The sequence below is a fragment of the Pigmentiphaga sp. H8 genome (assembly GCF_003854895.1).
Taxonomy (GTDB): domain Bacteria; phylum Pseudomonadota; class Gammaproteobacteria; order Burkholderiales; family Burkholderiaceae_B; genus Pigmentiphaga.
Window position 1 is genome coordinate 2,176,443 of sequence record NZ_CP033966.1, and the last position, 25,703, is coordinate 2,202,145.

Consider the following 25,703-nt stretch of genomic DNA (forward strand, 5'->3'; position numbering starts at 1 on the left):
GGGTCATTGCTTCTGCATGCCGAGATCGGTCATGAGTTCTTGCGCGGCGGCAACTTCGCGCATCAGGAACTCGTTGAACTGCGCGCCGGTAAGGTCCATGATTTCCGTGCCGTCCTGCCGCAGCCTGTCCTGGACGGCCTTGAGCGAGCGGGTGTATCGAAGCGCTTCCCCTAGCTTGGCAAGAGCCTGGGGCGGTGTGCCGGCGGGCGCCAGCAGGCCGACCCAGGTATAGGCGGTGTAGTCCGCCGCGCCGGTTTCCGCGATGGTGGGGACATCGGGAAACGCCGGATGCCGGGTGTTCGAGGCAATGGCCAGCACGCGGAACTGCCCCGCCTTGGCCTGCGGGCCCGCGCTGTCGAAGGTCGTGAAGATCATGTCCACCCGGCCACCGGTCACGTCCGGCAGCGCTGGCGCGTTGCCCTTGTAGGGAACGTGGACCAGGTCCAGGCCGGTCTGGCGGAGGAACTGGGCGGCGGCCATGTGCGAGCCCGTGCCGACGCCCGCGGACGCATACAGCACCTTGCCCGGATTGGCCTTGGCGCGGGCCATGAACTCCACCAGCGACCTGTCGGGTTTCGACGGGCTTTCCATGACCAGGAACGGAGAGCGCGTGAGCGCGCCGACCGCGACGAAATCCTTGGCGACGTCATAGCCCGGGTCCTGGCGCAGCGCCATCTGCTGCGCCACCGTAGCCGTCGTGCCGAGCAGCGTATAGCCGTCCGCCTGTGCCGCCTTCGCGGTGCGGATGCCGATCAGGCCATCGCCACCGGCGCGGTTTTCGACGACCACCGACTGTTTCAGGTATTCGCCCATGTGCTGCGCGAAGAGCCGCGTCATGCCGTCTGTGTAGCCGCCTGGCGCGGTGTTGACGATGATGCGTATCGGCCGGCTGGGGTAGGAGTCGGCTGCCAGGCAGGTGGCGGCTTGGCTGGCCGCCAGGCTCGCGGCCAGTAGTGTCCGGGTCATCCATGGGCGCATGGGAAGTCTCCTTGGTCGAGGGTTGTAATTGTGTCCTATATTATGAGATTATTTTATTTAATGTGTTGAAAGAAGCACCCTAGGATTTTCCATAGTCCATTTGTAGGCCAAAAAACAAGGATTTTTGCTCTTCTTGCCGGTTTTCATGAATGATCATAAAATCATCCCGTATTTTAGGATTTATGTAAGATTTCTAGGATCAAGGATGGCCCATTCCCACGATCTTTGCGAAGACTTGGCCCGGTTCGCGACCGGGACGCGCTATGACGCTCTACCGGATACCGCCATCGAAGCCGCGCGCAAGAGCGTGCTCGATACCCTGGGCGTCATCCTGGCCGCCAGCGGCATGGAGCCCGCCGTGCGGCCTTTCGTCGACCTGGCGCTGGAAGCCGGCGGCAAGCCCGAAAGCACGCTTCTGGGGTTCGGGGCGCGCGTGCCCGCGGGCGCCGCGGCCATGGTCAATGGTGCCATGGCGCATTGTCTGGATTTCGACGACCGCACCGCATGGGGCGCGCATTCGGGCAGCTCCATGATTCCGGCCTTGGTCGCGCTGGCCGAACGGGAAGGGGGCATCAGCGGGCAGCGGCTGATCGAGGCCGTGGCCGTGGGCCAGGACCTGTTCATCCGGCTGCGCTGCAACGTCGGCTGGGAACACGACTGGAACCTGTCCAGCGTTCTGGGACCGCTCTCTGCCGCCGCCGCGGCCTCCCACCTGCTTGGATTGCCAGGCGAGCAAACCGCCAATGCCATGGCGATCGCCTCCTTGCAGTCGGGTGGAACCATGCAATTGATCTATGGAGCCATGCACCTGCGCGGCATGTATGCGGGCGGCGCGGCCAGCGCGGCGGTGCAGGCGGTCCTGCTGGCGCGCAAGGGCCTGAGCGGCATCGATGGCTTGCTCGAAGGCCGGGCCGGTTTCCTGAACGTGTACTTTCGGGGCAAGTACGAGCGCGAGAAGATATTGGCGGGCCTGGGGGTGGACTACTCGGGAGCGGCCATGCTGTACAAGCCCTGGCCGATGGTCGGGATCGCCCATACCTATATTCACGCCACCATCGAGTTGATGAAGGAGCATGGACTCGGGGCGGCCGACATCGAGCAGATCCGTGTATTCATCGGGGACTTCCAGCGGCAGATGTGCGCTCCGCTGGATCGCCGCCGTGCTCCTCAGACGGCGCTCGATGCGAAGTTCAGCCTGCCGTTCTGCGTCGCCCTGGCCGCGGTGCACGGCCAGATCCGGATTCGCGATTTCAGCCCGCAAGCCTTGGCAAACCCGGAGGTCCTGGCCATGGCCGCCAGGGTGGTGCCGGTCGAGGACAGCGCTGCCGAATGGAAGACGAAGTCGCCGGAGGCGCGCGTGGAGATGATCACGCGCGATGGCCGAAAACTGGAGCGCCTTGGAACTGGCGTGCCTGGCAGTTCCGAGGCGCCCATGGCGTGGAGCGATCTGCGGCGCAAGTTCAGCGACTGTGCCGGAGCGGGAGCCAATTCGATCGCGCCAGCTCGTATCGAGGCCGTCGCGGACCTGATCGAGCGCCTGGAAACGATCGGCGACGTTGCCGAAGTGGTAAGGGCACTGGACTGATACGGAGGCCGTCCCGGGCTATTGAGAGGGATACCGCAGCGCTTCTATGACCAGCGCCAGCGCCGGCGAGATCTGGCGCCGGTTCGCATAATAGAGGTGGTAGCCGGGATATCTTGGCCACCAATCCTCCAGCACCGGCTCCAGCCGTTTGCCCTCGATGTGGGGTTGGACGAGATCGTACGGCACGTATGCCAGGCCCATCCCGTCCAGCGCGGCCTGCAACATCAGAAAGGTGTTGTTGAAGACGGTCTGCCCGTCGACCCGCACGTTCAACGATTTTCCGTCTTTCTCGAAATCCCAGGCATACAGGCCGCCGTGGGTGGGAAGACGCAGGTTGATGCAGCAATGTTCAGTCAGGCCGTGGGGCGTGACGGGGCGGCGGCGGTTCGCCAGGTACTGGGGGGATCCCGCCACCGCCATGCGCAGCTCCGGCGCAATGCGTACCGCGATCATGTCCTTGTCCACGCGGTCTCCCACACGAACGCCCGCGTCGAAGCGATGCGCGGCGATATCGGTGAATGCATAGTCCACGTTGAATTCGATCCGGATGTCGGGATACTGCCGCAGCAGCGGCAGCAGCCGTGGCCAGAGCGCCGTCGTGATCGCATGGTCGTGCGCCGTTATCCGCACCGTCCCGGCCGGCTTGTCCCGCATCGCGGTCAACGAGGCCAGCTCCTGCTCGATTTCGGTCAGGCGCGGCGCCAGGACGTTCAACAGCCTGTCTCCGGCGGCGGTCGTCGAGACGCTGCGCGTCGTCCGCGTAAGCAGCCGCACGCCCAGGCGGGCCTCCAGGGCCAGCATGGCGTGGCTCAGGGCCGAACGCGACAAGCCCAGTTGGGCGGCGGCGCGGGTGAAGCTGCGCGCATGGGCAACCGCAACGAAGGCTTGCAGATCATTGAGGTTCTCTTTAGTCATTGGTGAATTCTATGCACTAGCCCATGCTGATTTTACTGTCTTCCCAACGAATCGCCGCAGCCATACAGTGGCGATGCATGTTGACAGGAGAGAGTCATGGAACTCAAACGAGCAGGGTCCCAACCCTCGATCAGGGGGCCGGCCGAGCGGTTTACCGGCACGGTACGCATCGATCCGCTGAACAGTCCTCCGGCTCCGGCGCGAGTATCGTGCGCCGCCGTCACCTTCGAGCCGGGGGCGCGCACGGCGTGGCATACCCATCCACTCGGGCAGACGCTCATCGTCACGGCCGGCTGCGGCTGGACCCAATGCGAGGGGGAAGCCATCGTGGAAATCCGGGCGGGCGACGTCATCTGGTGCCCACCCGGGCACCGGCATTGGCACGGTGCCTCGCCGACTACCGCCATGACCCACATCGCGGTCCAGGAAGCGCTGGACGGCAGGAACGTGGAATGGATGGAGCACGTCACCGATGAGCAATACCACGCTCGCTGAGAACCGCCGCGCACGCTTGCGCGCCGGTGTCCTTGCCATGGCGCAGGGTGATCGCGGTTTTTGCCGCTGCCGGCGACATTTTCGAACGCGACACCTTGACTGCCAAAAGGACGGAGCCCTGGATCGACAGCTGGCCGCCGGGAAGGGGGCCTGATCCATGGGCGCCGCGGATGTCCACGATGCCTGTGCAAGCGCATCGAAAAGCGGTGCACGGGCGGCGCTGATCGCCGCGCTGCTGGGATTCTTCGTCATTACGCTGGACGCGGTCGTGGTCAATGTGGCGCTGCCCACGCTGGCCCATGATCTCGGGGCCGGCGTGGCCGGCCTGCAATGGGTGGTGGATGGCTACACGCTGATGTTCGGCGCGCTGCTGTTGTCCGCCGGCGCGCTTGGCGACCGCATGGGCGCCAGGCGGATCTTCGGCGTCGGGCTGGCGGTGTTCGTCGCGGCGTCCGTCGTCTGCGGCTGGGCGCCATCGCTGGCGGTGCTTGTGGCTGCGCGCCTGGTGCAAGGAGCGGGCGCGGCGGCGATGATGCCGGCGTCCATGGCTCTGATCCGCCAGGTCTATCCGGATCCGGGCCCGCGTGCCCACGCGATCGCGCTGTGGGCGATGGGAGGCTCGGTGGCGGCTACATCCGGGCCGGTGATCGGCGGCTGGCTGGCATTGCTGAGCTGGCGCTGGATCTTCTTCATCAACGTTCCCGTGGGCCTGTTGACGCTCGCCTTCCTGGTACGGACGCCGCAGTCGCCACGGCGATCCGTACCCTTCGACCCGCTGGGGCAGACGACTGCCGTGTTCGCCATGGGAGCGCTGATCTATGGGGCCATCGAGGCGGGTTCGCAAGGGCTGGGAGCCGTATCGGTATGGTTCGCCTTTGCCCTGGCGGCCGCAGCGCTGGCCACGTTCGCGTGGTCGCAGGCGCACGGCACGCATCCGATGGTGCCGCTGGAACTGCTGAAGCCGCGCAACGCCAGGGTCGCCCTGGCGGTGGGCTTCACGTTCATGGTGGGGTATTTCGGCCTGCCGTTCGTGATGAGCCTGTATCTGCAGCAACACCGCGGTTTGTCCGCGCCGGCTACCGGGGCAGCGTTTCTGCCGATGATGCTGACAGGCTTGGTACTGACGCCGTTCAGCGCGCGGCTGGTGCGGCGCCATGGCGCAAGGGCGATGATCGTGAGCGGACTTCTCGCCATGGCGTCGGGTTTGGCCGTCATCGCCGCGCTTCCCGCATCGGCGCCGGTGGGGCTGATCGCGGCGCTGATGGTGCTCGTGGGCCTGGCCGGGCCGTTGGTTGCTCCCCCGGTGACGGCCGTGCTGTTGTCCAGCGTGCCGGCGGCACTGGCGGGGACGGCCAGCGGCGTCTTCAATACCGGCCGCCAGGTGGGAGGAGCGCTGGCCGTAGCGGTATTCGGTACGCTGCTGGCGCAGGCCCCGAGCTTCCTGCTGGGGATGCGGGCAAGCCTGGGGCTGGCGGCGGGACTGTCATTGGCGACGGCGTTGATCAGCCTGCGGCTGGAGGCTTGATTCCGGGAAGGGCGCGGCCAAAGCGGCGGGTATGTCGATAAGGCCGATGAATCGTCGAAGAGAAATTTCGCATTGGACTGGATGCTCTCTGCCCCGGAAGATCTCGGGCAATGAAAGAGGCCCGACGACGTGGAGCCTCTGTTGAGACAGTCATGGAATCGGCAAGCATCGGAATGCTGGGCGTCGGCAACATGGGGTATCCCATGGCGCTGAGACTCCTGGAAATGGGCCTGGGAATCACTGTCTGCGATCTCGATTCCGAGGCCGTCGGGAGATTGTGCGAGAAAGGAGCGGCCAAGGCGGATACACCCAGACAGCTTGCGCAGCGCTGTGACCTCATCCTCGCGTCCATGCCGACGCTCGACGCGAGCCGTACTGTCGCTCTCGGCAGGGAAGGGGTGGTGCATGGGGCGAGGTTGAAGGTGTATGTCGAGACATCCACGGTGGGGAACGCGGGCATCCAGGAGATAGCGCAAGGGCTGCGCGACAAGGGGATCGGTTTCGTCGATGCCCCGGTCAGCGGCGGGCCGCCCGCCGCCCGCGACGGAACCTTGGCCGTGCTGGCTTCCGGAGAGAAAGCGCACTTTTCCTTCTCCAGGCCCGTGCTCGAGTGCCTGGCCGGAAAATTGTTCTATCTGGGGGAGCGGCCCGGCATGTCGCAGGTCGCGAAGCTGATCAACAACCACATTTCGGCAGCTGGCAGGCTGGCGGTCTTCGAAGGCCTGGCCATGGGAATGAAGGCCGGCATGGATCTCCAGGTGCTCAATGACGTGCTCAACGCCGGGTCGGCACGGAACTATACGACCACCGACAAGGTGCCCGCCGCGATTCTGACCGGAACATACAAGTTCAATGGGCCGCTATCGATCGGGTTGAAGGATGAGGCGCTGCTTGTGGACGAGGCACAGCGCCTTGGCGCTGCACTCTGGCTCGCCCCGCGCATACTCGATTTCTATCGGGACGCGGCGGCGGCCGGGTACGAGAGCGAAGACAGCATGAAGGCCTTCCTTTATATCGCTTCCTTGCCGCCATCAGGCGGAAATGATCAGAAAATCGGAGACAGTCCATGAGTATTCGCCAGATTTCCCGTCGTGTGGCGCTGAAGTATGCAGCGGCCTTCGGTGGGGCCGCAATGCTGAAGCCAACGCTTGCCCAGCCTTCGTACCCGGGGCGGCTCATACGCATGGTCGTGCCGGTCGCCCCGGGATTCGGTACCGACACCCTGGCCAGAGTCCTCGCGGAGGAACTGCGCAAGAAATTCAAGCTCCAGATCATCGTCGAGAACAAGGCGGGGGGGGCCGGTGGCAGTGTCGGCGCGGAGCACGTCTATCGGGCGGATCCCGATGGATACACGCTGCTGTTCACTTCCCAGGGGCCGCTGGGGATCAACAAGCTCTTGTATGCGAACCTGCCCTATGAACCATCCGGGTTCGAGCCGATCGCGCTGGTATCGGAGTCGGCGAATGTCCTGCTGGTACGTTCGGACTCGGGACTCAAGTCGCTGGAGGCGCTCGTCGCCGCGGCGAAGGCGGCTCCAGGGAAGTTGACATACGGCTCCGGCGGAATAGGAACCACGACGCACCTGTCGGCGGAGCTTCTGAAGGCCCGCACCGGCGTGAACATCATGCACGTGCCATTCAAGGGCTCGGCCGCTGCCGCGACCGGCCTCATGTCGGGGCAGGTCGACATGTTCTTCGGTGAATTGGGGGCATCGCTTCCCCATATCAAGAGCGGGCGGCTGGCGGCATTGGGGGTCGGGTCGCCGAACCGCCAGCCGCAGTTACCCGACGTCGCCGCGATTGCCGAGTCTATCCCCGGGTTCCGGGCGACCGTCTGGTTCGGCCTGGTCGCACCTCCCAGGACGCCCGGGCATGTCGTCGACGTTGCGTCGAAGTGGGTAGTGGATGTCCTGGCACAGCCGGAGGTCAGGTCCAGGCTGGAAACCCTTGGCACGCGCCCGATCGGAACGCCGTCGGCGGAATTCCGCAAGTTCATCGACGATGACTTCTCGTATTGGCAGAAGGTGATCCAGGAGGCCGCCATTGCTGCACAGTGAGCATGGTGCCACGAGATCATTGGCTGCGTGGGCGAGTGATCTCTCGCTGCCGGAGATTCCGCGGGAAGTGGAGGCGGGCGCCACGAGACTTTTCATGAACATTCTCGGGTGCATGGTGGCCGGTTCGCGCCATGAAGTGGTCGATACCACCGTCCGGGCGCTGGAGGAGTTCTTCGGGGCACCAGGCGCAACTCTGGTCGGTACTCGTCTGAGAATGGATGCGCTGAATGCGGCTTTCCTGAACGCACTGGCCGCAAGCGCCCATGCGTTCGACGACACGCATGAGCGGGCAATCGTCCACCCCTCGGCACCCGTCGCCGCGGCCTTGCTGTCCACGGTCGAGAGGTCGGGATTCCGTGGGGCGGAGCTGTTGGCGGCCTTCGTTGCCGGTGTCGAGGCGACGAACCGGGTCGCGTGCTCCTTGTCGGTACCACCGGCAAGGTGCAACCTGGCCTGGATGCTCTCGGGCGTGGCGGGAACGATAGGCGCCGCGGTCGCGGTCAGCAGGCTTCTGTCGCTGGACGTACGCGAGACGTGCAGTGCCATCGGTCTCGCGTCGTCATTTTCGTCCGGGCTGCGAGCGCTGCATGGAACGAAGGGTATTCCCCTTACTCCTGCCCAGGCTTGTCAGGCTGGCCTCAAGGCCGCCCTGCTGGCGAAGGGAGGCATCGATTGCGAACGGGCGGGCCTCGAGACGGAGATGGGGCTGCTCCATACGTTCGGGAGCGAGCCTGACGTCGGCGCGCTGGTGGATGGGCTGGGGGATCGGTACGAACTGCTGAATACGAACATAAAGCCTTATCCGTGCGGCGTGGTCATACATCCGGTAATCGATGCGTGCGTGGAGCTTCACCACGGAAAGCGGGTCAGGCCGCATGCGGTCCGGCGCATATGGGCCGATGTCCATCCGGCGGCGTTCAGACTGGCGGGCAATCGGGCCGTAGACGCGTATCAGGCTCGGACCAGCATTCCCTACTGGATGGCAGCCGTACTCCATCGGGGCCGTGCAGATCTCGAGGCGGCAAGTGCCGCGCTGTTCGAGGATCCCCGCATCGCCAGCCTGCAGGCCTTGATCGAGGTGAGATGCGCCGCCGATGTCGGGGCCGAATCGGCCAGGGTCGTCTGCGAGCTGATCGACGGATCGTGTATCGAAAGCCTCGTGACCCATGCGGTGGGAAGCCGGGCCAGGCCGATGACGGATCTGGACGTGCGCGCCAAGTTCGAGACACTTTGCGAGCCGGTGCTTGGTACGGAGGAGACCCGGCGGCTGCTGGGGGCATGCAGGCGAATGGCCTTGCTCGACGATGTCTCGGAAGTCTTGCCGGAGGGAGGGAAAAATGGACCTGGGGCTTGAGGGAAAGGTGGTGCTGGTGACGGGCGGGAGCCGAGGAATCGGATGGGAATGCGCCCGCGTGTTCGGCCTGGAAGGAGCCCGCGTTGCCCTTGCCTCCCGCGGGGAAGAGGGGCTGCGGGAGGCAAGGCGTCAACTGGCGGAGCTCGGGGTGGACGCGACCGCCATACCCGTGGATTTTCGCGATGGCGAGAAGGTCAGGAAGGCGGTGGACGCCGTGGAGACGGCGCTGGGACCCATCGACGTACTGGTCAATTCCGCCGGCTCGGCGAAGCACTATCCTCCGGAGCATGATGACCATGGGCGATGGCGAACGGGAATGGAAGACAAGTACCTTTCTTCCGTGCATGCGCTGGATGCCGTCGTTCCACGCATGGGGCACAGAGGCGGCGGGGTGGTCGTGAACATCGCAGGAGCGGGCGGCAAGGTCTCCAATCCCATGCACATGCCCGGCGGGGCAGCCAACGCCGCAATCATACTGGTCGCGTCCGCCATGGCCAAGGCCTGGGGACCCAGGGGAGTGCGTGTGAATACGATCAACCCCGGCGCCATAGAGACGGAACGCCTGGCCGCCGCGTTGCGGGTCAAGGCCGAGACATCCGGCAAAACCATGGAGCAGGTTCGAAGCCAGGCCCTGTCCGCGATACCGCTGGGGCGCTACGGCCGTGGCGAGGAGATCGCGTGGCTGTGCGCTTTCCTTGCATCGGACAGGGCCGGCTACATTTCCGGAGCGACGATTGCCATCGATGGAGGCGCTACCTGTCTCGCCTAGGGCCTGTTCAGATTCGCGATTTCCTCGACGATGTCCACCAGGGCCTGGAGGCCGGGAACGTCACGCTGGGGATTCCAGGCCAGGAATGCACTGGGTTGCTTGTCGACACCGCGTAGCGGCACATAGACGACGCCGGCGATCCCCGCCTTGCTGACGGACTCCGGTACCAGCGAGACACCCAGTCCCGAAGCGACCAGGGCGACGATGCTGAGTACCTGGGTCGCCGCGACCCGGACCTTGGGTTCGAATCCCGCGGCCGCGCACAGCGCGACGACATGATCGTAATAGGCCGGCGAGGGATCGCGGGAGAACATCACGAACACATCCCGTTGCAAATCCCGGACATCGATTCTTCGTGCCGTGGAAAGAGGATGGCTGGCGGGCAGGCAGGCGACGAAGCGTTCTTCAAACAAGGGAAGGCTGGCCAGCCCGGCCGGTGGAACAGGGCTGTTGACGAAAGCCGCGTCCAACCTGCCGGCCCGCACCATATCCAACTGGACCTGCGAGGATATTTCCCGTACGGAAAGCTCGATCGCTGGATAGTTCGAGCTGAACCTGTTCAGGATTTCCGAAAGTCCCCGATAGAGCAAGGTGCCGGTGAAGCCCAGGTCTATGACGCCGGCCTTTCCCGCGCCCATGGCCTTGCCGAATTGCTCGAGCCGGTCCGACAGCCACACGATCTCCTTTGCCCGCACCAGCATGGCCGTGCCCACCGGGGTGATCGCCATCGTCTTGCTGTCTCGATCGAACAGGCGGACCTGCAGCTCTTCTTCCAGGCGCATCACGCTCGTGCTCAGCGCGGGCTGAGTCATGTAAAGCCGCTTTGCCGCGCGTCCGAAGTGCATCTCTTCGGCGAGCACAACGAAATGCCGCAACTGTCTGAGTTCCAATTCCGTCTCCGCGAGCCGATAAGTTATGCGGATCGTTGCAGAGAAAAATCGATTTGGACATAGTGCATTTCCCCAGTTTTGGATGGCTGACCCCAATGCAATGGCCAATCCATACTTTTATCCACGTCGATAAATGGAATGGATCGTAGGAAAGAAATTTGAGATTGGACCGCCAGTCTGGCGAAGCGGAAGATGCCGGCAAGGGTCGCGCACAAGCAGTCATCGACGCACTGGAAAAGAGCAGGAGGCAGGCGTGAAGTTACTTACCTATGACGCGGGCAATGGCGCACGTTGTGGCATGGCCGTCAAGGGCGGCGGCGTGGCCGACGTCACGGCCCTGCTGCAAGCCGCCTGTCCGGTCAGGGACGTGCAGGCGCTTCTCGAACTCGGCGCGGCACCGCTGGCCGCGCTCGCGGCATGTGCGGACCATGCGCCGGCCCACCATTGCATGCGGGACGTCCGCCTCCTGAGCCCCATCCTGCGTCCGCCAACGATTCGCGATTTCAGCGTCTACGAGGGCCACGCGTCCATGCACGGCGCATGGCAGTTGCCGGAGGCCTGGTACCGCTTGCCCGCTTTCTATTTCTCGAACCCGCTTTGCATGCATGGGCAGGATGCGACGGTGCCGTTTCCCTCGGCCACCGGAAAGTTCGACTACGAGCTGGAACTGGCCGCGGTGATCGGAAGTGAGGTAAGGAACGCCTGTGCCGACGATGCCTGGGACGCCATTGCCGGTTTCACCATCTTCATCGATTGGAGCTGCAGGGATCTGCAGCGGGACGAGATGCAACTGCACCTGGGGCCGGCGAAGGGCAAGGATTGCGGTTCGTCCCTCGGACCATGGATGGTCACCAAGGACGAGTTCGTCGAATCCTGGAAGAACCGGCAGCTGGATCTGGCCGTTCGAATGAAGGTGAACGGCGAGGATTGGCTGACGGGGTCGACCGCGGGCATGCAGCATGACTGGGGTGAGTTGCTGGTCCGGGCATCTCGCGACAGCCGTCTCGTGCCTGGCGACATCGTGGCCGCGGGTACCGTGAATGGCGGATCCATTCCCGAGGCCATCCGGCTGGGAAAGTCCGCCCGTTACCTCGAACCCGGCGACAGGCTCGAGGCCACCATCGAGGGAATTGGAACGCTGCGCTCCACGCTTGGCGAACAAGCGTCCTGCGATGCCAGCTATAGCTATCTTGCTCCGCGCAAGTAGCGAGATTTGTCGTTTTTTCAAACTCCCTGACGAGAGGAAACATGAAACTGACTGAACGCTACAACGTCATCGACATCGATACGCACATCATCGAACCCGCGGACCTCTGGACTTCCAGAATGTCGAAGAAGTGGGGAGACATGGTGCCTCACACCCGTGTGGGCGAGAAATCGGGTGTGCAGCGCTGGTACATGGGAGACCTGCGCCTGCCGGCGGCCGGAGCCGTGGCTCATGCGGGCTGGAAGGATTTTCCTCCCGGATACCCTCCGACGCTCGAACAGGCCGATCCGGCCACCTGGCAGGCCGCGGCGCGCCTGAAGAAGATGGACCAGTACGGTATCTACGCGGCGGTGCTGTATCCCAATCTGCTGGGTTTCCAGTGTGAAACCTTCATGAGAGCGCCGGACAGGCAGTTCGGCATCGAATGCGTGCGAGCGTACAACGACTTCCTGGTCGATTTCTGCAGCGAGGATCCGGATCGTCTCATCCCCGTGATGTACCTGCCGTTCTGGGACCTGGAAGAATCGGTGAAGGAGATCGCGAGGAGCGCCAGGAATGGGCATCGTGGCGTCATCTTCGGCGGGGATTTCTCGTCGGTCAAGCTGCCCCATCTGGGGGACAAGCACTGGGATCCCATCATGGCTGCCGCCCAGGACCACAACCTGTCCATCAATTTCCACATCGGGTTCGCCGAACAGACGACGGAGGAGAACCGCGCGTTCCAGGCCGCGGTCAAGGATGACAAGGCGGTTTTCGTGAAGGGAAGCACGCTGATGTTCATGGGCAATGCCCAGAACATCGCGGATGTCATCCTGACCGGCCTGTGCGAGCGCTTTCCGCGTCTCAAGTTCGTGTCGGTCGAGAGTGGCGCCAGCTGGCTGCCGTTCCTGGTGGAGTGCCTGGACTGGCAATGGAAGAACGCCGGTTGCTCCAGGGAATATCCGAATCGACTGCTTCCCAGCGAGTACTTTCGCCGGCAAGTGTATGGCTCGTTCTGGTTCGAGTCGTCGCTACTCCAGCGCGCCATCGAATTGTTCCCGGACAACATCATGTTCGAGACGGATTTTCCGCATCCGACCAGCCTGTCGCCTGGACCGGCGTCATTCGCGCAGCATCCGTCCGTCGTGATCGAGCAGAACCTCGGGACCATGCCGGAGGATATCCAGCGCAAGGTGCTGCATGACAACGCGGCCATGCTCTATGGCCTGCGTTCGAAGGCCGAACGCAAGCTGCCGGCAGCCGCATGATGGACATGCACCTTGATCGCCAAGGTGCAGCCCTGCAAGGCTGCACCGTCGTCGAGATCGGACTTGACGAGGCGGGGCAGTATGCGGGGCGGCTGGTGGCTGCCTTGGGAGCCCGGGTCATCAAGGTGGAGCCTCTGCTGGGCGAGATGCAACGCCTGCTGGCGCCCTTCAAGGTGGACCGGAGCGGGCGGCGGCGCTCAATCCCTTACGAATACTTGAACGCGGGCAAGAAGAGCATCGCCGCGGATCTCGAGGATCCATTCGTATGGGAATTGATCGAGAAGCTGACTGGCGGAGAGGGGGCGGTGCTTTGCGGCACATCGATGTGGGAGCGCGTACCCGATACGCTGAACGTTCCGGTCGTGGTGGCAAGTTTGTACGGCGCCGAGGTTCGGACGGCTGCGTCGCAGGCGCCCCTGACACGGTTTCAGGCGGGTCCCAGCGGCAAACTTCTGCCCGCTCCGCGTCCCGTCATGCCCGCGACGCTGGCCGCCGATTGCATCGCGGGTGCGGGGCTCGCGGTGACGGTGCTGGCGGTTCTGACCATGCGGCAATACGACGAGAGCATGGCGGTGGCTCATCGGCCGGTCGCGGACCATGCCTATGCCGCGCATGCGATCAATCTCGAGAAAATGTTCGTCGGCCGCGTCGCCCAGGACCATGCGGAACTGAGCAGGGAAACACACCGGTTTCCGTTCGGCGGCGCGGTTCGCTGCGCGGACGGATTCGTTTCCATGCTGCTGAACGAAGAACATCAATGGCAGGGACTGTGCGACGTCATGGGGCGCCCGGAATGGGCGACCGACCCGCGCTTCAGCGGCGGCGCGGGACGCAGCTGCATGCGCCTGGAGATCCAGAGCGCCCTGGATGCGTACTGCGGGCATCGGTCCGTGGAGGTGGTTCTCGCGGCGGCGCGTTCCCGTGGCGTTCCGGTGGGAGGGGTGCGGTCCCTGGCTGAAGTGCTGGATGACGATTTCAAGAAAGCGCGAGGTTTTCTCGAGCCAACCGAGACGGCATTCGGCCTGGCGAATCTCGTGGGTCTGCCCTTTGGCGACGATCCTGCCTGGGCACGCCGGGGGGAAGCGATCGCTCCCCTGGTCGGCCAGCACAGTGAGGAAATCCTCTCGGAACTCGGCTACTCCGATGAAGTGCGCGAGGTCCTGCAATGTCTTCGTTTGGTGAGGTACGGCGATGTCCCGAATCAATGAGCAGGTAACCGGCTTGAAAGGTATTCGTGTCCTGGATTTTACGTGGGCTGGCGCCGGGCCCTTCGCAACCGAGATTCTTTGCCTCCTGGGCGCCGACGTCGTGAAGGTCGAGTCCGCCGACCGGCCGGATCTCCTGAGGGTCGCGAACCGCGCCTACGGCTGGGGCGACATGAATGTCGATGCCAGTCCCTGCTTCAACGACATGAATGCCGGCAAGCGGTCCATATCGCTGGATCTGAAAAACCCGGCCGGCCGGTCCGCGGCGCTGAAGCTCGCGGCCAGGGCGGACATCGTCTGCGACAACATGCGGGCGGGGAAGATGGAGGCGCTGGGGCTGGGCTACGAACAGCTCAAGGTGGTCAAGCCGGACATCATCTGCTGCTCGGTCTCCGCCACGGGTCGAGCGCGTGCTACGGAGACCCCCGACGTTCCGGGCTATGCACCCGTGTTCTGGGCGGAGGGGGGAGGGGCTGCGGTGACTGGAATGCGGGGAGGCGATCCGGTCTATCTGCGTGCGCCCGTCGACATGAACGCCGCCACGCTGGCCGCGCTGGGCATGCTGGCGGCGCTCTTCCGGCGCGGTCAGACCGGTCAGGGGGCGCGCATAGATTGCTCGGCGATAGAAACCGTCTCGATGATGGTAGGGGATGGCTTGCTGGCCAGGTCGCTGGGGCTGGCATCACAAGGATTGGAAGGAAATTCGCGGGCGCCGTATGCCCCGAATGACGTTTTTCCCTGCGCCGGCGACGATGAGTGGATCGCGATCTCGGTGGAGACCACCGCTCAATGGGAGAGTCTTTGCGGGGTGCTGGCGCCGGAACTGCTTGGCGACCGCAGCCTGTCGAGCCGCCTGGCCCGTTGGGAGAACGCGGACGCGATCTACCAGAAGCTCCGTGCGGCCACCCGATCGTGGGAGGCGGGAACACTAGCCGCCGCCCTGGACGAACGAGGGGTATCGGCGGTCAAGTGTCCATCGGTGGCCGAGTTGCTGGAGAACGGCAACCTGATCGCAAGAGGTTTCTGGAAGCAGGTCGATCATCCTCTGATCGGACGCCAGACGGTAGGAGCCTTGCCGTTCAGGTTGAACCCGGCCGTGCGCGAAAGATCGCAAGGAGGCCCGATTCTTGGCGCCGATACCGATGCGGTGATGGTCGAATGGCTCGGGACGTCCGGGTATGAACTGGAGTCTCTGCGTGGTGCCGGCGCGTTCGGCCAGGCGGTCGTGGCGGGAGGGTGAGGAAATGGAGACCCATGTGATGCGGGACGTAGCCATAGTCGGCAGCGCGGTCATGCCGAATGCAATCTACGCTCAACCGGACGATGACCTGTTGATGCGCTGCGTGGTGAACGCAGCAAGAGACGCTGGCGTGAAGAAAGAAGAGATCCGGGCCCTGATCTCGATGACTCCCAGGTCGCATACGACCCAGCAATATCAGACGCAACACGTGTCCAGCCGCCTGGGGCTCAAGGTCGACATGCTGTGCGAATTCGAGCTGTCGGCGCTCGGCATGTGCAACGCGCTTGCCCACGCGGCCAATCTGATCCGTACCCGCGACATCCCCGCCGTGGCGATCATGGGGTGCTCGCGGGAAAGTACCGTACCGACCAGCGAGTTCTTCGGCAGCCGGACGAGCCGGACGTCGGATGCGAGTTTCATCGGTCCGTTTGGCATGACGCCCATGTCATGGAATGCGCTGGGGGCAAGGGAAATGATGGCCGATGGGGAAGCGACGGAAGAAAACTTCGCGGATGTGTCCGTCCGCCTGCGCCGGCAGGCGATCGACAATCCCTATGCCTATTTCCGCAAGGCCGTGACCAGGGAGGAAGTACTGGCTTCGCGGATGGTGTCCTCGCCTACCAGGCTGCTCATGGTGTGCCCCCGGACGGACGGAGCGGGATGCGTGATCGTTGCCAGGGAAGATATCGCGAAGCGCGCGCCGGACAAGGCCATCGTCCATGTCGCGCAAGGCATGGCCCACGATGGGGACAACATCATTCCCGAGCGCGCCGGCCGGTCGATGTGGCATATACCGGCCGCAGGGCGGGCCGTAGTCGATGCTTTTGAACGCAGCGGCCTCGAACATGGCGATATCGATGTCGTCGAACCGTGGATTCCCTTTGCTCCCCTGGAAGTCATGGTGATGCGAAGCATGGGGTTCCCCGGGGACTACGGAACGTCGATGTGCGTGAGTCCCTCCGGTGGACCCATCGCCAGGGGCTATCCGCTCCTGGCAACCGGTTTCTACAACTGGCATGAGTTGGTACAGCAGCTGCGCGGCACCGCTGGCCGCAGGCAGAAGCCGGATGCGCGGTTCGGCATGGCCGTGAGCGAGACCGGCAACTACAACGAATGCGTCGTGGATATCTTCGCGCGCTTCGATGGCTCGACAGCGTGATTGCGAAGTGAAACGGATGCAGGCAGGAGGCGATATGGTAGGGAACGAGACCTTCGAAGGCGATACCGAAGAGGCCGCGGCTGCGTTGAAAACCCGGGAAGGGGCGGCGCGGGAGATGCTTGAACGGCACAAGGCGGTCTGGGGCGACGGGCCGCCCTATTTCAGCACGGCGAGCTTCCGGTTCTGGCAGGAGATAGACAAGGGATCGTTTTACCTGTGCCGCTGTTCGGCCTGCGAGCATGTGTATTTTCCGCCAAGAGTCGTCTGCCCCGAGTGCTGGGCCCAGGACGCCGGGGAACTGCATGGCACGCAAGCCAGGGGTGTGCTGAAGAGTTTTACCGACCTGCATGTGACCTCGCCGGCGCTGAAACCCCTTGCGCCGCTGCGGCTGGCCGTGGTCGATCTGGAGGAAGGGGTGCGGGTCCTGACCTGGCTGCGCGGCAATGGGGCCGAGGCCGCCAAGGTGGGAGACCGCTGCAGGATCGTGGTCGAGGATGTGCTGGACCGGAAATGGTTCGTCGCCAATATCGGGCAATAGATGAATGAGAGGCAGGAGCCTCCGAGGAGACGCAGATGAAACTCCGTACCGTACTGTTTGCCGGGCTTTCCCTGGTGGCCGCGGCTGGGCCTTCGTTCGCCGAGGGCTATCCGGAAAAGGGAAGACCCGTCAAGATCGTCGTTCCCTTCGGGGCGGCGAGTTCGACCGACCTGCTGGCCCGGTCGATAGCACAGGGGATCTCCGAGATATCCGGACAACCGGTGTTCGTCGAGAACAGGGCGGGGGCGGAAGGCGTGATCGGCATGGTAAGCGCGAAGGCCGCCTCCCCCGACGGCTACACCCTGATCATGACCACGAGTTCCACGCAGATACTGAACCCGTATCTGCTGCCGCAGATTTCGTATGACCCCGTTGCCGATTTCACGCCGGTGACCGGCATCGCGAAGTTCTCCCTGGTCATGAATGCAGGCCCGGGTGTGAAGCAGAAAACCGCCGAAGCCTTTATCCAGGCTGCCAGATCGGAGCCGGGAAAATTCAGCTTCGGCAGCGGGACGACAACGACACGCCTGGCCGGCGAGTTGCTGCAATATGCGGCGGGAATCCAGATGCTGTCCGTGCCGTACAAGTCGATGGCGGAAGCCATGACGGGGCTGGCGGCGGGCCAGGTCGACCTGGTAATTACCGACCTGCCCAGCTCGAGCGCGCATTACAAGAGCGGCAGGGTTCGCCCCCTGGCCGTGACCGGGCCCGCCAGGATGAAAGCCAGGCCGGATTTGCCCACGTTGCAGGAGGCAGGCGTGAGAGGCTACGAAATGACGGGCTGGTGGGCGGCCTACTTCCCGGCGAAGACGCCGGCGCCGATCGTCCAGGCCATGCGCGACCTGATCCACAAGGCCTCCGAGACGCCCGTCGTAAAACAGGCGTTCGCAACGTTCTCGCTGGAGCCGCTGTTCGGAACGGAACAGGAGTTGGCGGCGCTGCAACGCAACGATCTCGAACGTTGGGGGAAACTGGTGCGGGAGGCGAAGCTCGGGCCGGCCTCCACGGTCAAGGAATGAAGCGCGAGGCAGGGAATGGGTGAAGCAAGAAAGCATGCATTGGTGTTTGGCGCCGCCGGCTCGCTCGGCGGCGCGGTGGCCGAGGCCTTTGTCCGGGAAGGGTATGTGGTTTCGGCGTTCGATCGGGACAGGACGCTTCTGGGGCGACGGCTGGGCGGCGAGACCGGGGTCCTGAGCTTCCACGGATGCGATCTTCGCGATGCGCGGGACACGGCGTCCGCCATAAAGGGCGTCATCGCGTCCGCGGGCGCGCCGGATTCGGTTTGCCATGCCACGGGAGGTTTCGAGATGGGAGAGGCCGTCCATGAGATTTCGACGGATGGATGGATGCGGATGATGGCGATCAACGCGGAATCCTTCCTGAATGTGGCGAAATCCGTCATCCCGCCGATGAGAGCGGCAGGGGGAGGCAGCGTGGTGGCCGTCGGGGCCATGGGGGCACAAGGAGGAGCGCCGGGAATGGGCGCCTACGCTGCTTCCAAGCGAGCCTTGCAGGCGCTGGTGGAGGCCATGGCCGACGAGCAGCGAGATCGTGGCATCAGGGTCAATGCGGTCTTGCCCAGCATTATCGATACCCCTGCCAACCGGGCGTCCATGCCGGATGCGGACTGCTCGAGGTGGGTGTCGCCACGGGACCTGGCAAGCGTCGTCCTGTTCCTGGCGAGCAACGCGGCGAGGGCGGTGAATGGGGCCGCCATTCCCGTGCGCCACCTGGCATGAGCGGAGCGACTGGAATGCTGGAACCGGAAATCATCGGCGAGCTTGACGAAGCGGGTCGGCGACGGCATGCCGGACTGGCCGTATCCAGCAAGATCCGACATCGGATCGAAGCCGCCCAGGCAAGATTCCATGCGAACGACAACATCGCGGACTACATCGAGCCGGGCGAGCTCGATCTGCTGCAACGGGAAGTGCAGGAGAAGATCGCGGCGGTGTTGCAGGCGCTGGTCATCGATGTCGACAAGGACCACAACACGCGCGATACCGCTCGCCGCGTGGCCAAGATGTATCTCCGCGAGGTCTTTGGCGGCCGCTACGCGAAACCTCCCAAGGTGACGCAGTTTCCGAACGAGGCAAGACTCGACGAGTTGATGATAGTCGGTCCGATCTCGGTGCGTTCGGCTTGCAGCCATCACCTGTGCCCGGTGATAGGCAAGCTCTGGATCGGCGTTCTGCCGAACAGGGAGACGAATCTCATCGGCTTGTCGAAGTATGCCCGGCTCGCGGAATGGATCATGTCCCGGCCGCAGATACAGGAGGAGGCGGTCAGCCATCTGGCCGACCTGTTGGCCAGGAAAACGAAGCCGGACGGGCTGGCGATCGTCATGCGGGCGCGTCACTACTGCATGGCCTGGCGCGGGGTCAAGGACTTTGACAGCAAGATGACGAGTTCGGTGATGCGAGGAGCGTTCCTGAGCAACAGCGTCTTGCGGCGCGAGTTCCTGTCGCTTATCGACCGGCACGGATCCTAGCTGCTGGAAGAAAGCATTCGCGCGGGGATCTCATGGTTGCATGTCGCATTCCACGGGGCTGTCCACTTTCGGCAGCCACTTCAGACGGCGCCTGATCCAGGTCTGCCGTCGCACGGGTCCGAGGGCATCCCGCTGCGCCAGCGCGCCGACGCGCAATGTGTATGTCTTGGGGCTGCCGGGATCGGTGGCGTAGACCGGGCCGCCGCAAATCTCGCAGAATCCGTGGACGCGCTTGGCGCCGCTGGTGCCCGTCTTGATGTACTGGCGGGGCGTGCCGCTCCGGAGCCGGAAGGTATCCGCGGGCGCCAGGACGTTCAGCCGGAAAGCGGACCCGGACAAGGTCTGGCAATCCAGGCAATGACACATGTTCACCACCGCGGGATCGACCTCGGCTTCGTAGGTGATCGCTCCGCAATGGCATTGGCCGTGTACCTTCATGTCAGGCTCCTGGGGACGAGTAATCGTGTCCCCTCGATCGTACCTCCATCCCTTGTTTTTAAGTTTCATTTAATGAAACTAGTTCCTAAAATTTGACATGAACGCGGCCCGCCGATAAAGTCCTCGGCACCCGTGGCAATGGTGGATTGCCGAGAATGACGAGGAGACCGGAGTGTTCAAGAAAAGCATCGCCGTGTGCTTGACGGCGGCAGTAGTCGGTGGGGCGGCACCGGCGTCCGCTCAGGAAGGCGGCCGCGCGCCGGTCCGTATCGTCGTGGCATCGGCGCCGGGAGGGAACGTCGACGTGCTTGGCCGTATCCTGGCGGAGCACTTGTCCGCGCTTACGCATCAGAACTATTACGTCGAGAACCGGGCGGGCGCGGGCGGAAACATCGGCACGGCCTATGTGGCGAAGGCCAAGCCCGATGGACAGACACTGCTGATCGTGTCCACCAGTCATACGAGCAATGTCCATCTCTACCGCAACGTCGGCTACGACCCGATAAAGAGCTTTGCACCCATCTCGAGCCTGGCCGGCTCGGCGTTCGCCATAGCGGTGCCCGTCGGCTCGAAGTACAAGACGCTCAAGGATCTCGTCGCCGACGCGCGTGCCCATCCGGGGGCGCTGAACTACGGATCCGCCGGGGTGGGGCAGGGCAACCATCTGGGCATGGAACTGCTGAAGTCAGACATAGGAATCGATCTGATGCATGTCCCCTTCACGTCCATGGGGGCGGTCGTCACCGCGCTGATGGGAGCGCAGGTGGACGTGGCGATGCTGACGCTGCCCGGCGCGTTGGCGGGGGCGGAAGCGGGGAAAGTGCGCATCTTGGGAGTCACCGGCCGTCAGCGCGTTCCCAAGCTGGCCACGGTTCTCACGATCCGGGAAGCCATTGGCCATGAGTTCGACCTGACCGCGTGGCAAGGCTTGCTCGGGCCAGCCGGAATGTCCGACAAGCAGGTCGCCGAGTTGAACCAGAACGTACGCAAGGTCATGGCCGACCCGCGGGTGGTGGAACAGCTCGACCGGATTGCCTTGACGCCGGATGTCTCGACGCCGGACGAATTCGGTCGGTTCCTTTCGGCGGAAACCGCTCGCTGGGGCAAGGTGATCATCGATGCAAAGATCGGAGTGGAAAAGCAATGATGCAAGCAACCCTGGCCCAGCGGTACGGAGAGTTCATCGTTTCCACGAAGCTCGCGGACATGCCGCCGGAAGCCGTGCGCAATGGCCAGATGCTGGTTGCCAGTACGCTGGCCAGCGCGGCGCTCGGATCTACGCTCGGGTCCAGCCGGACCATCCGGCGGCTGGAGGTGGAGCGGGGTGGAAAGCCGCTTGCGCAGGCATGGTTCGGGGACTGGGAAGGCTTGCCTGTCGTGGCCTGCGCCAGGGTGAACGCGCTGATGAGCGACGCGGCGGCTTCGGACGACAGCGATCTGAGGAACATAGTCCACAGTGGTACGCCCGCATGCGCGGCGGCCCTTGCCGTAGGGCAGGAGGTCGGCGCGTCGGGCGCGGAGGTCGTCGAGGCGATCGTCCTGGGGTATGAGGTCGCGGGCAACATCAATACGGCCATGGTGGGCGGGTTGCAGCGCAAGGGATTCCACGGTGGCATCGTGGCCAGCTTCGCGGCGGCGGCGGCCGCCGCGCGCCTGATGCGGCTGGACGCGCAGGGCGCGGCACATGCCCTCGCGCTGGCCGCGACCTCGATGGGAGGGCTGCACGCGGCCGCGGCGACCAGTCTTGCGCGCGAGTACATCGCGGGCAATGCAGCGATGATGGGGGTCCAGGGCGCCCAGGCGGCCAGGCTTGGCTACGAGGGGGAGATCGCGACGTTCGAGATGAGCCGGGGGTTTTTCCAGACGCTCGGGCCCGGCCATGACGCCAACGCGGTCATCGGAGAACTGGGCGAGAAGTGGAGCATACTGAGCGAACTCGGAATCAAGCTGGTGCCGGGAGGCTCGCCGTTCCACGCGGTTGCCGAAGCCGCCGCGATGGCCGCGCACGAGGGGGCGCTGCGGGTGGAAGATATCAGGCAGATCGTCTTCACGTTGCCGGACTATCCGTTTCCAGGGCCCAAGCATCCAACAGACCTGATCGGCATCGCTCATAGCCCCTTCTACTTCGCGGCTGCGGGCGCGGCGGACCACGACTACCACTGGGAACATGCGTTTCCCGGGAAGATCGGCGATCCGCGCATCCGCTCCTTGTTCGACCGCGTTACGCGTCTGGACCGGGAGGTTCCCGACAAGGCGTCATACAAGAGCGGCGCCATCGTAAGCATCGAGACGACGGATGGCCGGGTGATCGAGAAATCCGTGCAGTACCCCAAGGGTGCGGCCTTGCGCGGCATCGGGTGGGACGAGATCCACGCCAAGTACCAGGCGCTCATCCCGTATGCGGACGTTGGGCAGGTAGAGGTCGATCGCAGTTTCGCATTGATCCGGAGCTTGCCGGAAGTGCCGGATGTCCGGCAATTGCTCGATTCGCTGAGCCAGCCCTCGCGGTAGGTCGGGCGCCGGGATGCGGGGCATCCCGGCGTTCCGCATTACTGGCTGCCGGCCTTGATTCCGGATTGCTGGATGATGGCTCCCCAGCGTGAATACTCTTGCGCGATGTAACGGCCCATCTCCGCGCTGGTCATGGTGCGGGGCGTCGCGCCCTGCGTCAGGAAGTGTTCGCGGACTTCCGGGGCTTCCATCACCTTGCGTATCTCCTCGCTGAGCCGGCTGGCAATGTCGGCAGGCAGCCCGGCTGGCGCCACCATGCCGTACCAGCCCGACGCCGTGCCGATTTCCGAGATGCCGAGTTCCGCGAACGTGGGGACGTCGGGCAGGAGAGGGGAGCGGGTCGCCCCGGTGACGGCGAGCGCGCGCAGCCTGTTCGACTTGATGCCCGCCAGGGCGGCGACGACCGTGGGCATCGATGCGTCGACGTGGCCCGCCATGACGTCGGTCAGCGCCGGGCCCGATCCCTTGTAGGCGACGAACTCGAACTTGACCCCGGCCGCGCGCTGCAGGAGCTCGCTGGCCAGGTGGCCGGGCGCGGCCTGTCCCGTCGTGGCGACGGAAAGCGGGGTGGCGCGGGACTTGAGCTCACGAAGAAAGGCATTCAGGCCCGCACCGGGGATGGCCAAGTTGGCGACTAGAACGTTCGGGACGTCGGCGACCATCGAGATCGGCGTGAAATCCTTGATCGGATCGGCCTTGTTCGTGCCGTAGAGATAGGGGTTGGTGGTCAACCCCATGGTCGTGATCAGCAGCGTGTATCCGTCCGGCTTGGCTGCCGCGGCATGCGTCGCCGCCACCAGGCCGTTGGCGCCCGGGCGGTTCTCCACGACGATGGTCTGGCCCAGCACCGGACCGAGATACTGGGCTATGGCTCGGGCGACGAAATCGCCCGAGCCGCCCGGGGCGAAGCCGACCAGGAGCGAGATGGGCTTGGTGGGATAGGCGGCTTCCTTGGCGGCCGCGGGCGAGAACTGGCCGGCCATCGCGGCCGCCAACGTCACGATCGTCAACTGCAGGTTGCGGTTCGTCTTCACGTCATTCTCCGATAGTGCATCGATGGGACCGGTAACCGTCAGTTAGCCAGGTTGATCTTGCTCCGGAAGCCGCGCCACTTCGCGATGTCCTCCGTGACGAACTTCTTGAAGCTCTCCGGCGTGCTGACTTGAGGATCGAAGAATTTGTCCTGTAGATACTTGATGGCTTCCGGATCCCGGGAAACCGCGTTGACCGCGGCATTGAGCCTGGCGATGACGTCGGGAGGCGTGCCCTTGGGCGCGAGGAGGCCGTAGTAGGTATAGGGATCCACGCCTCCCAGCCCGGGCGTCTTGGCTTCCGACAGCGCGGGCACGTCGGGGATCGCCTTGGAGCGTTGGGAGCCGGTGATGGCGATGCCGCGCACCTTGCCGTTGAGGATCTGCGGCACCGCGCTTTGCAGGGGTCCCAGTCCGAAGTGGACGGAGCCTTCGGCGATGGCATTCAGGATCTCGGCGTCGGCCTTGTAGGGAATATGAATGGCATGGCTCTGGCCGACGCTGAGCAGGTACTCGATTTGCAGGTGGCTGGCGGAGCCCACGCCCGAGGAGCCATAGTTGAGCTTGTCCGGATTGTCCCTGCCGTATTGCAGCAGCTCGTCTATGGACTTCGCGGGAATTCTGGGGGAGGCGATGATCGCCCCCGGCGCCGACGCCGCCAGCGCGACGAATTCGAAATCCTTCAAGGGGTCGTAGGGCAGGTCGGTGCGCACGCCGGGTCCTTGCGAAAGGGAAGAGCCCGTTGCCATGAACAGGGTGTAGCCATCCGGCCGGGCGGACGTGGTGCCGCGGATGGCGACGAGCTGGGAGGCTCCCGGCTTGTTTTCCACGACGACGGGCGACTTGAGCATCTCCCCCATCTTCAAGGCGTAGTACCTGGCTACCGCGTCCGTCGAGCCTCCCGCGCTGAAGCCGATCAGTATCTTGATCGGCCTGGAGGGAAAGTCGGAAGCCTGGACGGGAATCACGGCCGCGGCAAGCGAGATGCCACAGACCAGGAATAGAAAGCGCTTCTGCAACCGCATGGATGTCTCCTGCCTGATTAGTTTGTCGCGTGCACAGGCTACCGCAAAAAAGATCATTAAATGAAATTGGTTTCAATAAGTGAAACTAATTTGATAAATCTAAGTGGGCATCAACCATGTACGTCGTTGGTTTCAATGAATGAAACCTGTGCTATTGAATAAAACCTCGTGATAAGATACGGGCCAAGTTGGCTGGGAAGGGGTGAGCTCTCCTGGTGGCGATATCCAAATCGAGCTTGGCACATAGGAGCTGATCATGATTTACGCACGCAGCGGTGCAGAAGCGCTCTCGGAGCGCATCGAGATTGTTTCGCCCGGTACCGGGCATCTTCATTGGGGGACGGTGTTCTTCGGCCCGCGTAGTTCCAAGGAGCGCGCGCCCGGTCCGCAGGCCACGATGTCGGAACTGGACGCGAATGAATCCCTCGTGCCGCACTTCCACGGCGTCTCCATGTTCCAGTTGTTCATTGCGGGGTCCGGGACGATCGGCAACCGGGGGCAGCAGCTGAAGCCGCTGACTATCCAGTTCAAGGACCACCACACGGCCTATGGGCCGATCACCGCCGGTCCGCAAGGACTGTCCTTCGTGGCCTTGCGGATGTTCACCGGGAACTCGGAACCGGTCTACCTGAACGCGGAGGGTTACCGTGATCGCCTGAAACCCAGCAAACGGCGCAACCTGACGTCGGAGCCCGTCGCGTTTTCGATCGAGCCGCTGCTGCGGTCGAGGAAGGACGTCTCATGGGAGACCATGCTCAAGGGCGACGACGAAATGCATGCAAGTGTCGTGCGCCTGGGGGCGGGCATGACGGTCGAGGGGCCGGATCCGAGCCGGTCCGGAGGCTACTACGTATTCGTCGGCAACGGCTCGATCGTTCATGGCGGCACGGAGCTGGGACTCTGGTCGATGGTCGTCGTCGAGAACACCGAGTCGCCCTACGCCATCCAGGCGGGCAAGGATGGTGCCGAAGTCCTGGTCCTGGAGTTTCCCAAGAGCGACCTGGAGTGAACGGGAACGATTAAGGGAACGGCGCTTGGCGCCGT

25 protein-coding genes are annotated in these 25,703 nt (G+C 64.0%); 19 read left to right on the forward strand and 6 right to left on the reverse strand.

From position 1 onward, the window contains the following. Window positions 1-3: 3 nt before the first annotated feature. On the reverse strand, window positions 4-978 hold the full coding sequence (locus EGT29_RS10260) for a tripartite tricarboxylate transporter substrate binding protein (RefSeq protein ID WP_124688932.1): 975 nt from the start codon (window positions 976-978) through the stop codon (window positions 4-6). 205 nt (window positions 979-1,183) lie between these two features. Between EGT29_RS10260 and EGT29_RS10265 the strand changes: the two genes are divergently transcribed. Further along, window positions 1,184-2,563, forward strand: coding sequence for an MmgE/PrpD family protein (locus EGT29_RS10265; protein ID WP_124688933.1), 1,380 nt, complete (start codon window positions 1,184-1,186; stop codon window positions 2,561-2,563). An 18-nt stretch (window positions 2,564-2,581) separates the two neighbouring features. Here EGT29_RS10265 and EGT29_RS10270 read toward each other — a convergent pair whose 3' ends face one another. Next, the gene (locus EGT29_RS10270; protein WP_124688934.1) at window positions 2,582-3,478 is read right to left on the reverse strand and encodes a LysR family transcriptional regulator; all 897 of its coding nucleotides are present in this window, start codon (window positions 3,476-3,478) and stop codon (window positions 2,582-2,584) included. 96 nt (window positions 3,479-3,574) lie between these two features. Between EGT29_RS10270 and EGT29_RS10275 the strand changes: the two genes are divergently transcribed. From EGT29_RS10275 to EGT29_RS10300, 6 genes are all read left to right on the forward strand, one after another. After that, a complete protein-coding gene (locus EGT29_RS10275) occupies window positions 3,575-3,973 on the forward strand; it encodes a cupin domain-containing protein (protein ID WP_124688935.1) in 399 nt (132 codons plus the stop codon). A gap of 157 nt (window positions 3,974-4,130) precedes the next feature. Then, window positions 4,131-5,498 carry an MFS transporter gene (locus tag EGT29_RS10280; RefSeq protein ID WP_124688936.1) on the forward strand — a complete coding sequence of 456 codons (1,368 nt, stop codon included), beginning with the start codon at window positions 4,131-4,133 and terminating at the stop codon, window positions 5,496-5,498. A 152-nt stretch (window positions 5,499-5,650) separates the two neighbouring features. Further along, on the forward strand, window positions 5,651-6,568 hold the full coding sequence (locus EGT29_RS10285; RefSeq protein WP_161567766.1) for an NAD(P)-dependent oxidoreductase: 918 nt from the start codon (window positions 5,651-5,653) through the stop codon (window positions 6,566-6,568). Further along, a complete protein-coding gene (locus tag EGT29_RS10290; protein ID WP_124688938.1) occupies window positions 6,565-7,554 on the forward strand; it encodes a tripartite tricarboxylate transporter substrate binding protein in 990 nt (329 codons plus the stop codon). Before EGT29_RS10285 ends, EGT29_RS10290 begins: the two co-directional genes overlap by 4 nt. A gap of 19 nt (window positions 7,555-7,573) precedes the next feature. Further along, entirely contained in the window at window positions 7,574-8,908 is a 1,335-nt protein-coding gene (locus EGT29_RS10295) for an MmgE/PrpD family protein (RefSeq protein ID WP_255465730.1), read from the forward strand. Continuing rightward, window positions 8,892-9,677, forward strand: coding sequence for an SDR family NAD(P)-dependent oxidoreductase (locus EGT29_RS10300; protein WP_161567767.1), 786 nt, complete (start codon window positions 8,892-8,894; stop codon window positions 9,675-9,677). The genes EGT29_RS10295 and EGT29_RS10300 overlap by 17 nt, the downstream gene beginning before the upstream one ends. On the opposite strand, the gene EGT29_RS10305 is transcribed toward EGT29_RS10300, so the two are convergent. Next, window positions 9,674-10,567: a LysR family transcriptional regulator gene (locus EGT29_RS10305; RefSeq protein WP_124688941.1), complete on the reverse strand. Its 894-nt coding sequence runs from the start codon at window positions 10,565-10,567 to the stop codon at window positions 9,674-9,676. The two genes, EGT29_RS10300 and EGT29_RS10305, sit on opposite strands and share 4 nt — an antisense overlap. Window positions 10,568-10,820: 253 nt before the next feature. On the opposite strand from EGT29_RS10305, the gene EGT29_RS10310 reads away from it, so the two are divergent. The 9 genes from EGT29_RS10310 to folE are packed head-to-tail and all read left to right on the forward strand — an operon-like array spanning window position 10,821 to window position 19,654. Then, window positions 10,821-11,774, forward strand: a complete 954-nt coding sequence (locus tag EGT29_RS10310) for a fumarylacetoacetate hydrolase family protein (protein WP_161567768.1) — start codon at window positions 10,821-10,823, stop codon at window positions 11,772-11,774. 41 nt (window positions 11,775-11,815) lie between these two features. Next, window positions 11,816-13,021, forward strand: a complete 1,206-nt coding sequence (locus tag EGT29_RS10315) for an amidohydrolase family protein (RefSeq protein WP_124688943.1) — start codon at window positions 11,816-11,818, stop codon at window positions 13,019-13,021. Then, entirely contained in the window at window positions 13,018-14,229 is a 1,212-nt protein-coding gene (locus EGT29_RS10320; protein WP_124688944.1) for a CoA transferase, read from the forward strand. The genes EGT29_RS10315 and EGT29_RS10320 overlap by 4 nt, the downstream gene beginning before the upstream one ends. Next, entirely contained in the window at window positions 14,213-15,466 is a 1,254-nt protein-coding gene (locus EGT29_RS10325) for a CaiB/BaiF CoA-transferase family protein (RefSeq protein ID WP_124688945.1), read from the forward strand. Before EGT29_RS10320 ends, EGT29_RS10325 begins: the two co-directional genes overlap by 17 nt. Window positions 15,467-15,470: 4 nt before the next feature. Continuing rightward, window positions 15,471-16,625, forward strand: coding sequence for a thiolase family protein (locus EGT29_RS10330; RefSeq protein WP_161567769.1), 1,155 nt, complete (start codon window positions 15,471-15,473; stop codon window positions 16,623-16,625). Between the two features lie 34 nt (window positions 16,626-16,659). Further along, a complete protein-coding gene (locus EGT29_RS10335; RefSeq protein ID WP_161567770.1) occupies window positions 16,660-17,163 on the forward strand; it encodes a Zn-ribbon domain-containing OB-fold protein in 504 nt (167 codons plus the stop codon). Between the two features lie 35 nt (window positions 17,164-17,198). Next, window positions 17,199-18,182, forward strand: a complete 984-nt coding sequence (locus EGT29_RS10340) for a tripartite tricarboxylate transporter substrate binding protein (RefSeq protein WP_124688948.1) — start codon at window positions 17,199-17,201, stop codon at window positions 18,180-18,182. Window positions 18,183-18,197: 15 nt separating this feature from the next. Further along, window positions 18,198-18,902, forward strand: a complete 705-nt coding sequence (locus tag EGT29_RS10345; protein WP_124688949.1) for an SDR family oxidoreductase — start codon at window positions 18,198-18,200, stop codon at window positions 18,900-18,902. A 14-nt stretch (window positions 18,903-18,916) separates the two neighbouring features. Next, a complete protein-coding gene (gene folE / locus EGT29_RS10350) occupies window positions 18,917-19,654 on the forward strand; it encodes a GTP cyclohydrolase I (RefSeq protein ID WP_124688950.1) in 738 nt (245 codons plus the stop codon). A 30-nt stretch (window positions 19,655-19,684) separates the two neighbouring features. Here folE and EGT29_RS10355 read toward each other — a convergent pair whose 3' ends face one another. After that, window positions 19,685-20,092: a GFA family protein gene (locus tag EGT29_RS10355; protein WP_124688951.1), complete on the reverse strand. Its 408-nt coding sequence runs from the start codon at window positions 20,090-20,092 to the stop codon at window positions 19,685-19,687. 172 nt (window positions 20,093-20,264) lie between these two features. On the opposite strand from EGT29_RS10355, the gene EGT29_RS10360 reads away from it, so the two are divergent. Together EGT29_RS10360 and EGT29_RS10365 are read left to right on the forward strand one after the other, a co-directional pair. Further along, complete coding sequence (locus tag EGT29_RS10360) at window positions 20,265-21,239, forward strand: tripartite tricarboxylate transporter substrate binding protein (RefSeq protein ID WP_161567771.1); 975 nt, start codon at window positions 20,265-20,267, stop codon at window positions 21,237-21,239. Then, window positions 21,236-22,603, forward strand: a complete 1,368-nt coding sequence (locus EGT29_RS10365) for an MmgE/PrpD family protein (protein WP_124688953.1) — start codon at window positions 21,236-21,238, stop codon at window positions 22,601-22,603. The genes EGT29_RS10360 and EGT29_RS10365 overlap by 4 nt, the downstream gene beginning before the upstream one ends. Before the next feature lie 38 nt (window positions 22,604-22,641). Here the strand turns inward: EGT29_RS10365 and EGT29_RS10370 are convergent, their stop codons facing one another. Together EGT29_RS10370 and EGT29_RS10375 are read right to left on the reverse strand one after the other, a co-directional pair. Beyond that, window positions 22,642-23,637 (reverse strand): tripartite tricarboxylate transporter substrate binding protein, encoded by a 996-nt coding sequence (locus EGT29_RS10370; RefSeq protein WP_238160350.1) that lies wholly within the window; start codon window positions 23,635-23,637, stop codon window positions 22,642-22,644. 38 nt (window positions 23,638-23,675) lie between these two features. Then, window positions 23,676-24,659 (reverse strand): tripartite tricarboxylate transporter substrate binding protein, encoded by a 984-nt coding sequence (locus tag EGT29_RS10375; RefSeq protein ID WP_161567772.1) that lies wholly within the window; start codon window positions 24,657-24,659, stop codon window positions 23,676-23,678. A gap of 256 nt (window positions 24,660-24,915) precedes the next feature. Between EGT29_RS10375 and EGT29_RS10380 the strand changes: the two genes are divergently transcribed. Then, entirely contained in the window at window positions 24,916-25,668 is a 753-nt protein-coding gene (locus tag EGT29_RS10380; protein WP_238160351.1) for a hypothetical protein, read from the forward strand. Window positions 25,669-25,703 lie beyond the last annotated feature (35 nt).

Excerpts from the sequence above, each read along its gene's own strand:
- EGT29_RS10260 (WP_124688932.1), bottom strand. The coding sequence starts at position 978 with ATGCGCCCATGGATGACCCGGACACTACTGGCCGCGAGCCTGGCGGCC.
- EGT29_RS10265 (WP_124688933.1), top strand. The coding sequence starts at position 1,184 with ATGGCCCATTCCCACGATCTTTGCGAAGACTTGGCCCGGTTCGCGACC.
- EGT29_RS10270 (WP_124688934.1), bottom strand. The coding sequence starts at position 3,478 with ATGACTAAAGAGAACCTCAATGATCTGCAAGCCTTCGTTGCGGTTGCC.
- EGT29_RS10275 (WP_124688935.1), top strand. The coding sequence starts at position 3,575 with ATGGAACTCAAACGAGCAGGGTCCCAACCCTCGATCAGGGGGCCGGCC.
- EGT29_RS10280 (WP_124688936.1), top strand. The coding sequence starts at position 4,131 with ATGGGCGCCGCGGATGTCCACGATGCCTGTGCAAGCGCATCGAAAAGC.
- EGT29_RS10285 (WP_161567766.1), top strand. The coding sequence starts at position 5,651 with ATGGAATCGGCAAGCATCGGAATGCTGGGCGTCGGCAACATGGGGTAT.
- EGT29_RS10290 (WP_124688938.1), top strand. The coding sequence starts at position 6,565 with ATGAGTATTCGCCAGATTTCCCGTCGTGTGGCGCTGAAGTATGCAGCG.
- EGT29_RS10300 (WP_161567767.1), top strand. The coding sequence starts at position 8,892 with ATGGACCTGGGGCTTGAGGGAAAGGTGGTGCTGGTGACGGGCGGGAGC.
- EGT29_RS10315 (WP_124688943.1), top strand. The coding sequence starts at position 11,816 with ATGAAACTGACTGAACGCTACAACGTCATCGACATCGATACGCACATC.
- EGT29_RS10320 (WP_124688944.1), top strand. The coding sequence starts at position 13,018 with ATGATGGACATGCACCTTGATCGCCAAGGTGCAGCCCTGCAAGGCTGC.
- EGT29_RS10325 (WP_124688945.1), top strand. The coding sequence starts at position 14,213 with ATGTCCCGAATCAATGAGCAGGTAACCGGCTTGAAAGGTATTCGTGTC.
- EGT29_RS10330 (WP_161567769.1), top strand. The coding sequence starts at position 15,471 with ATGGAGACCCATGTGATGCGGGACGTAGCCATAGTCGGCAGCGCGGTC.
- EGT29_RS10335 (WP_161567770.1), top strand. The coding sequence starts at position 16,660 with ATGGTAGGGAACGAGACCTTCGAAGGCGATACCGAAGAGGCCGCGGCT.
- EGT29_RS10340 (WP_124688948.1), top strand. The coding sequence starts at position 17,199 with ATGAAACTCCGTACCGTACTGTTTGCCGGGCTTTCCCTGGTGGCCGCG.
- EGT29_RS10345 (WP_124688949.1), top strand. The coding sequence starts at position 18,198 with ATGGGTGAAGCAAGAAAGCATGCATTGGTGTTTGGCGCCGCCGGCTCG.
- folE (WP_124688950.1), top strand. The coding sequence starts at position 18,917 with ATGCTGGAACCGGAAATCATCGGCGAGCTTGACGAAGCGGGTCGGCGA.
- EGT29_RS10355 (WP_124688951.1), bottom strand. The coding sequence starts at position 20,092 with ATGAAGGTACACGGCCAATGCCATTGCGGAGCGATCACCTACGAAGCC.
- EGT29_RS10365 (WP_124688953.1), top strand. The coding sequence starts at position 21,236 with ATGATGCAAGCAACCCTGGCCCAGCGGTACGGAGAGTTCATCGTTTCC.
- EGT29_RS10375 (WP_161567772.1), bottom strand. The coding sequence starts at position 24,659 with ATGCGGTTGCAGAAGCGCTTTCTATTCCTGGTCTGTGGCATCTCGCTT.
- EGT29_RS10380 (WP_238160351.1), top strand. The coding sequence starts at position 24,916 with ATGATTTACGCACGCAGCGGTGCAGAAGCGCTCTCGGAGCGCATCGAG.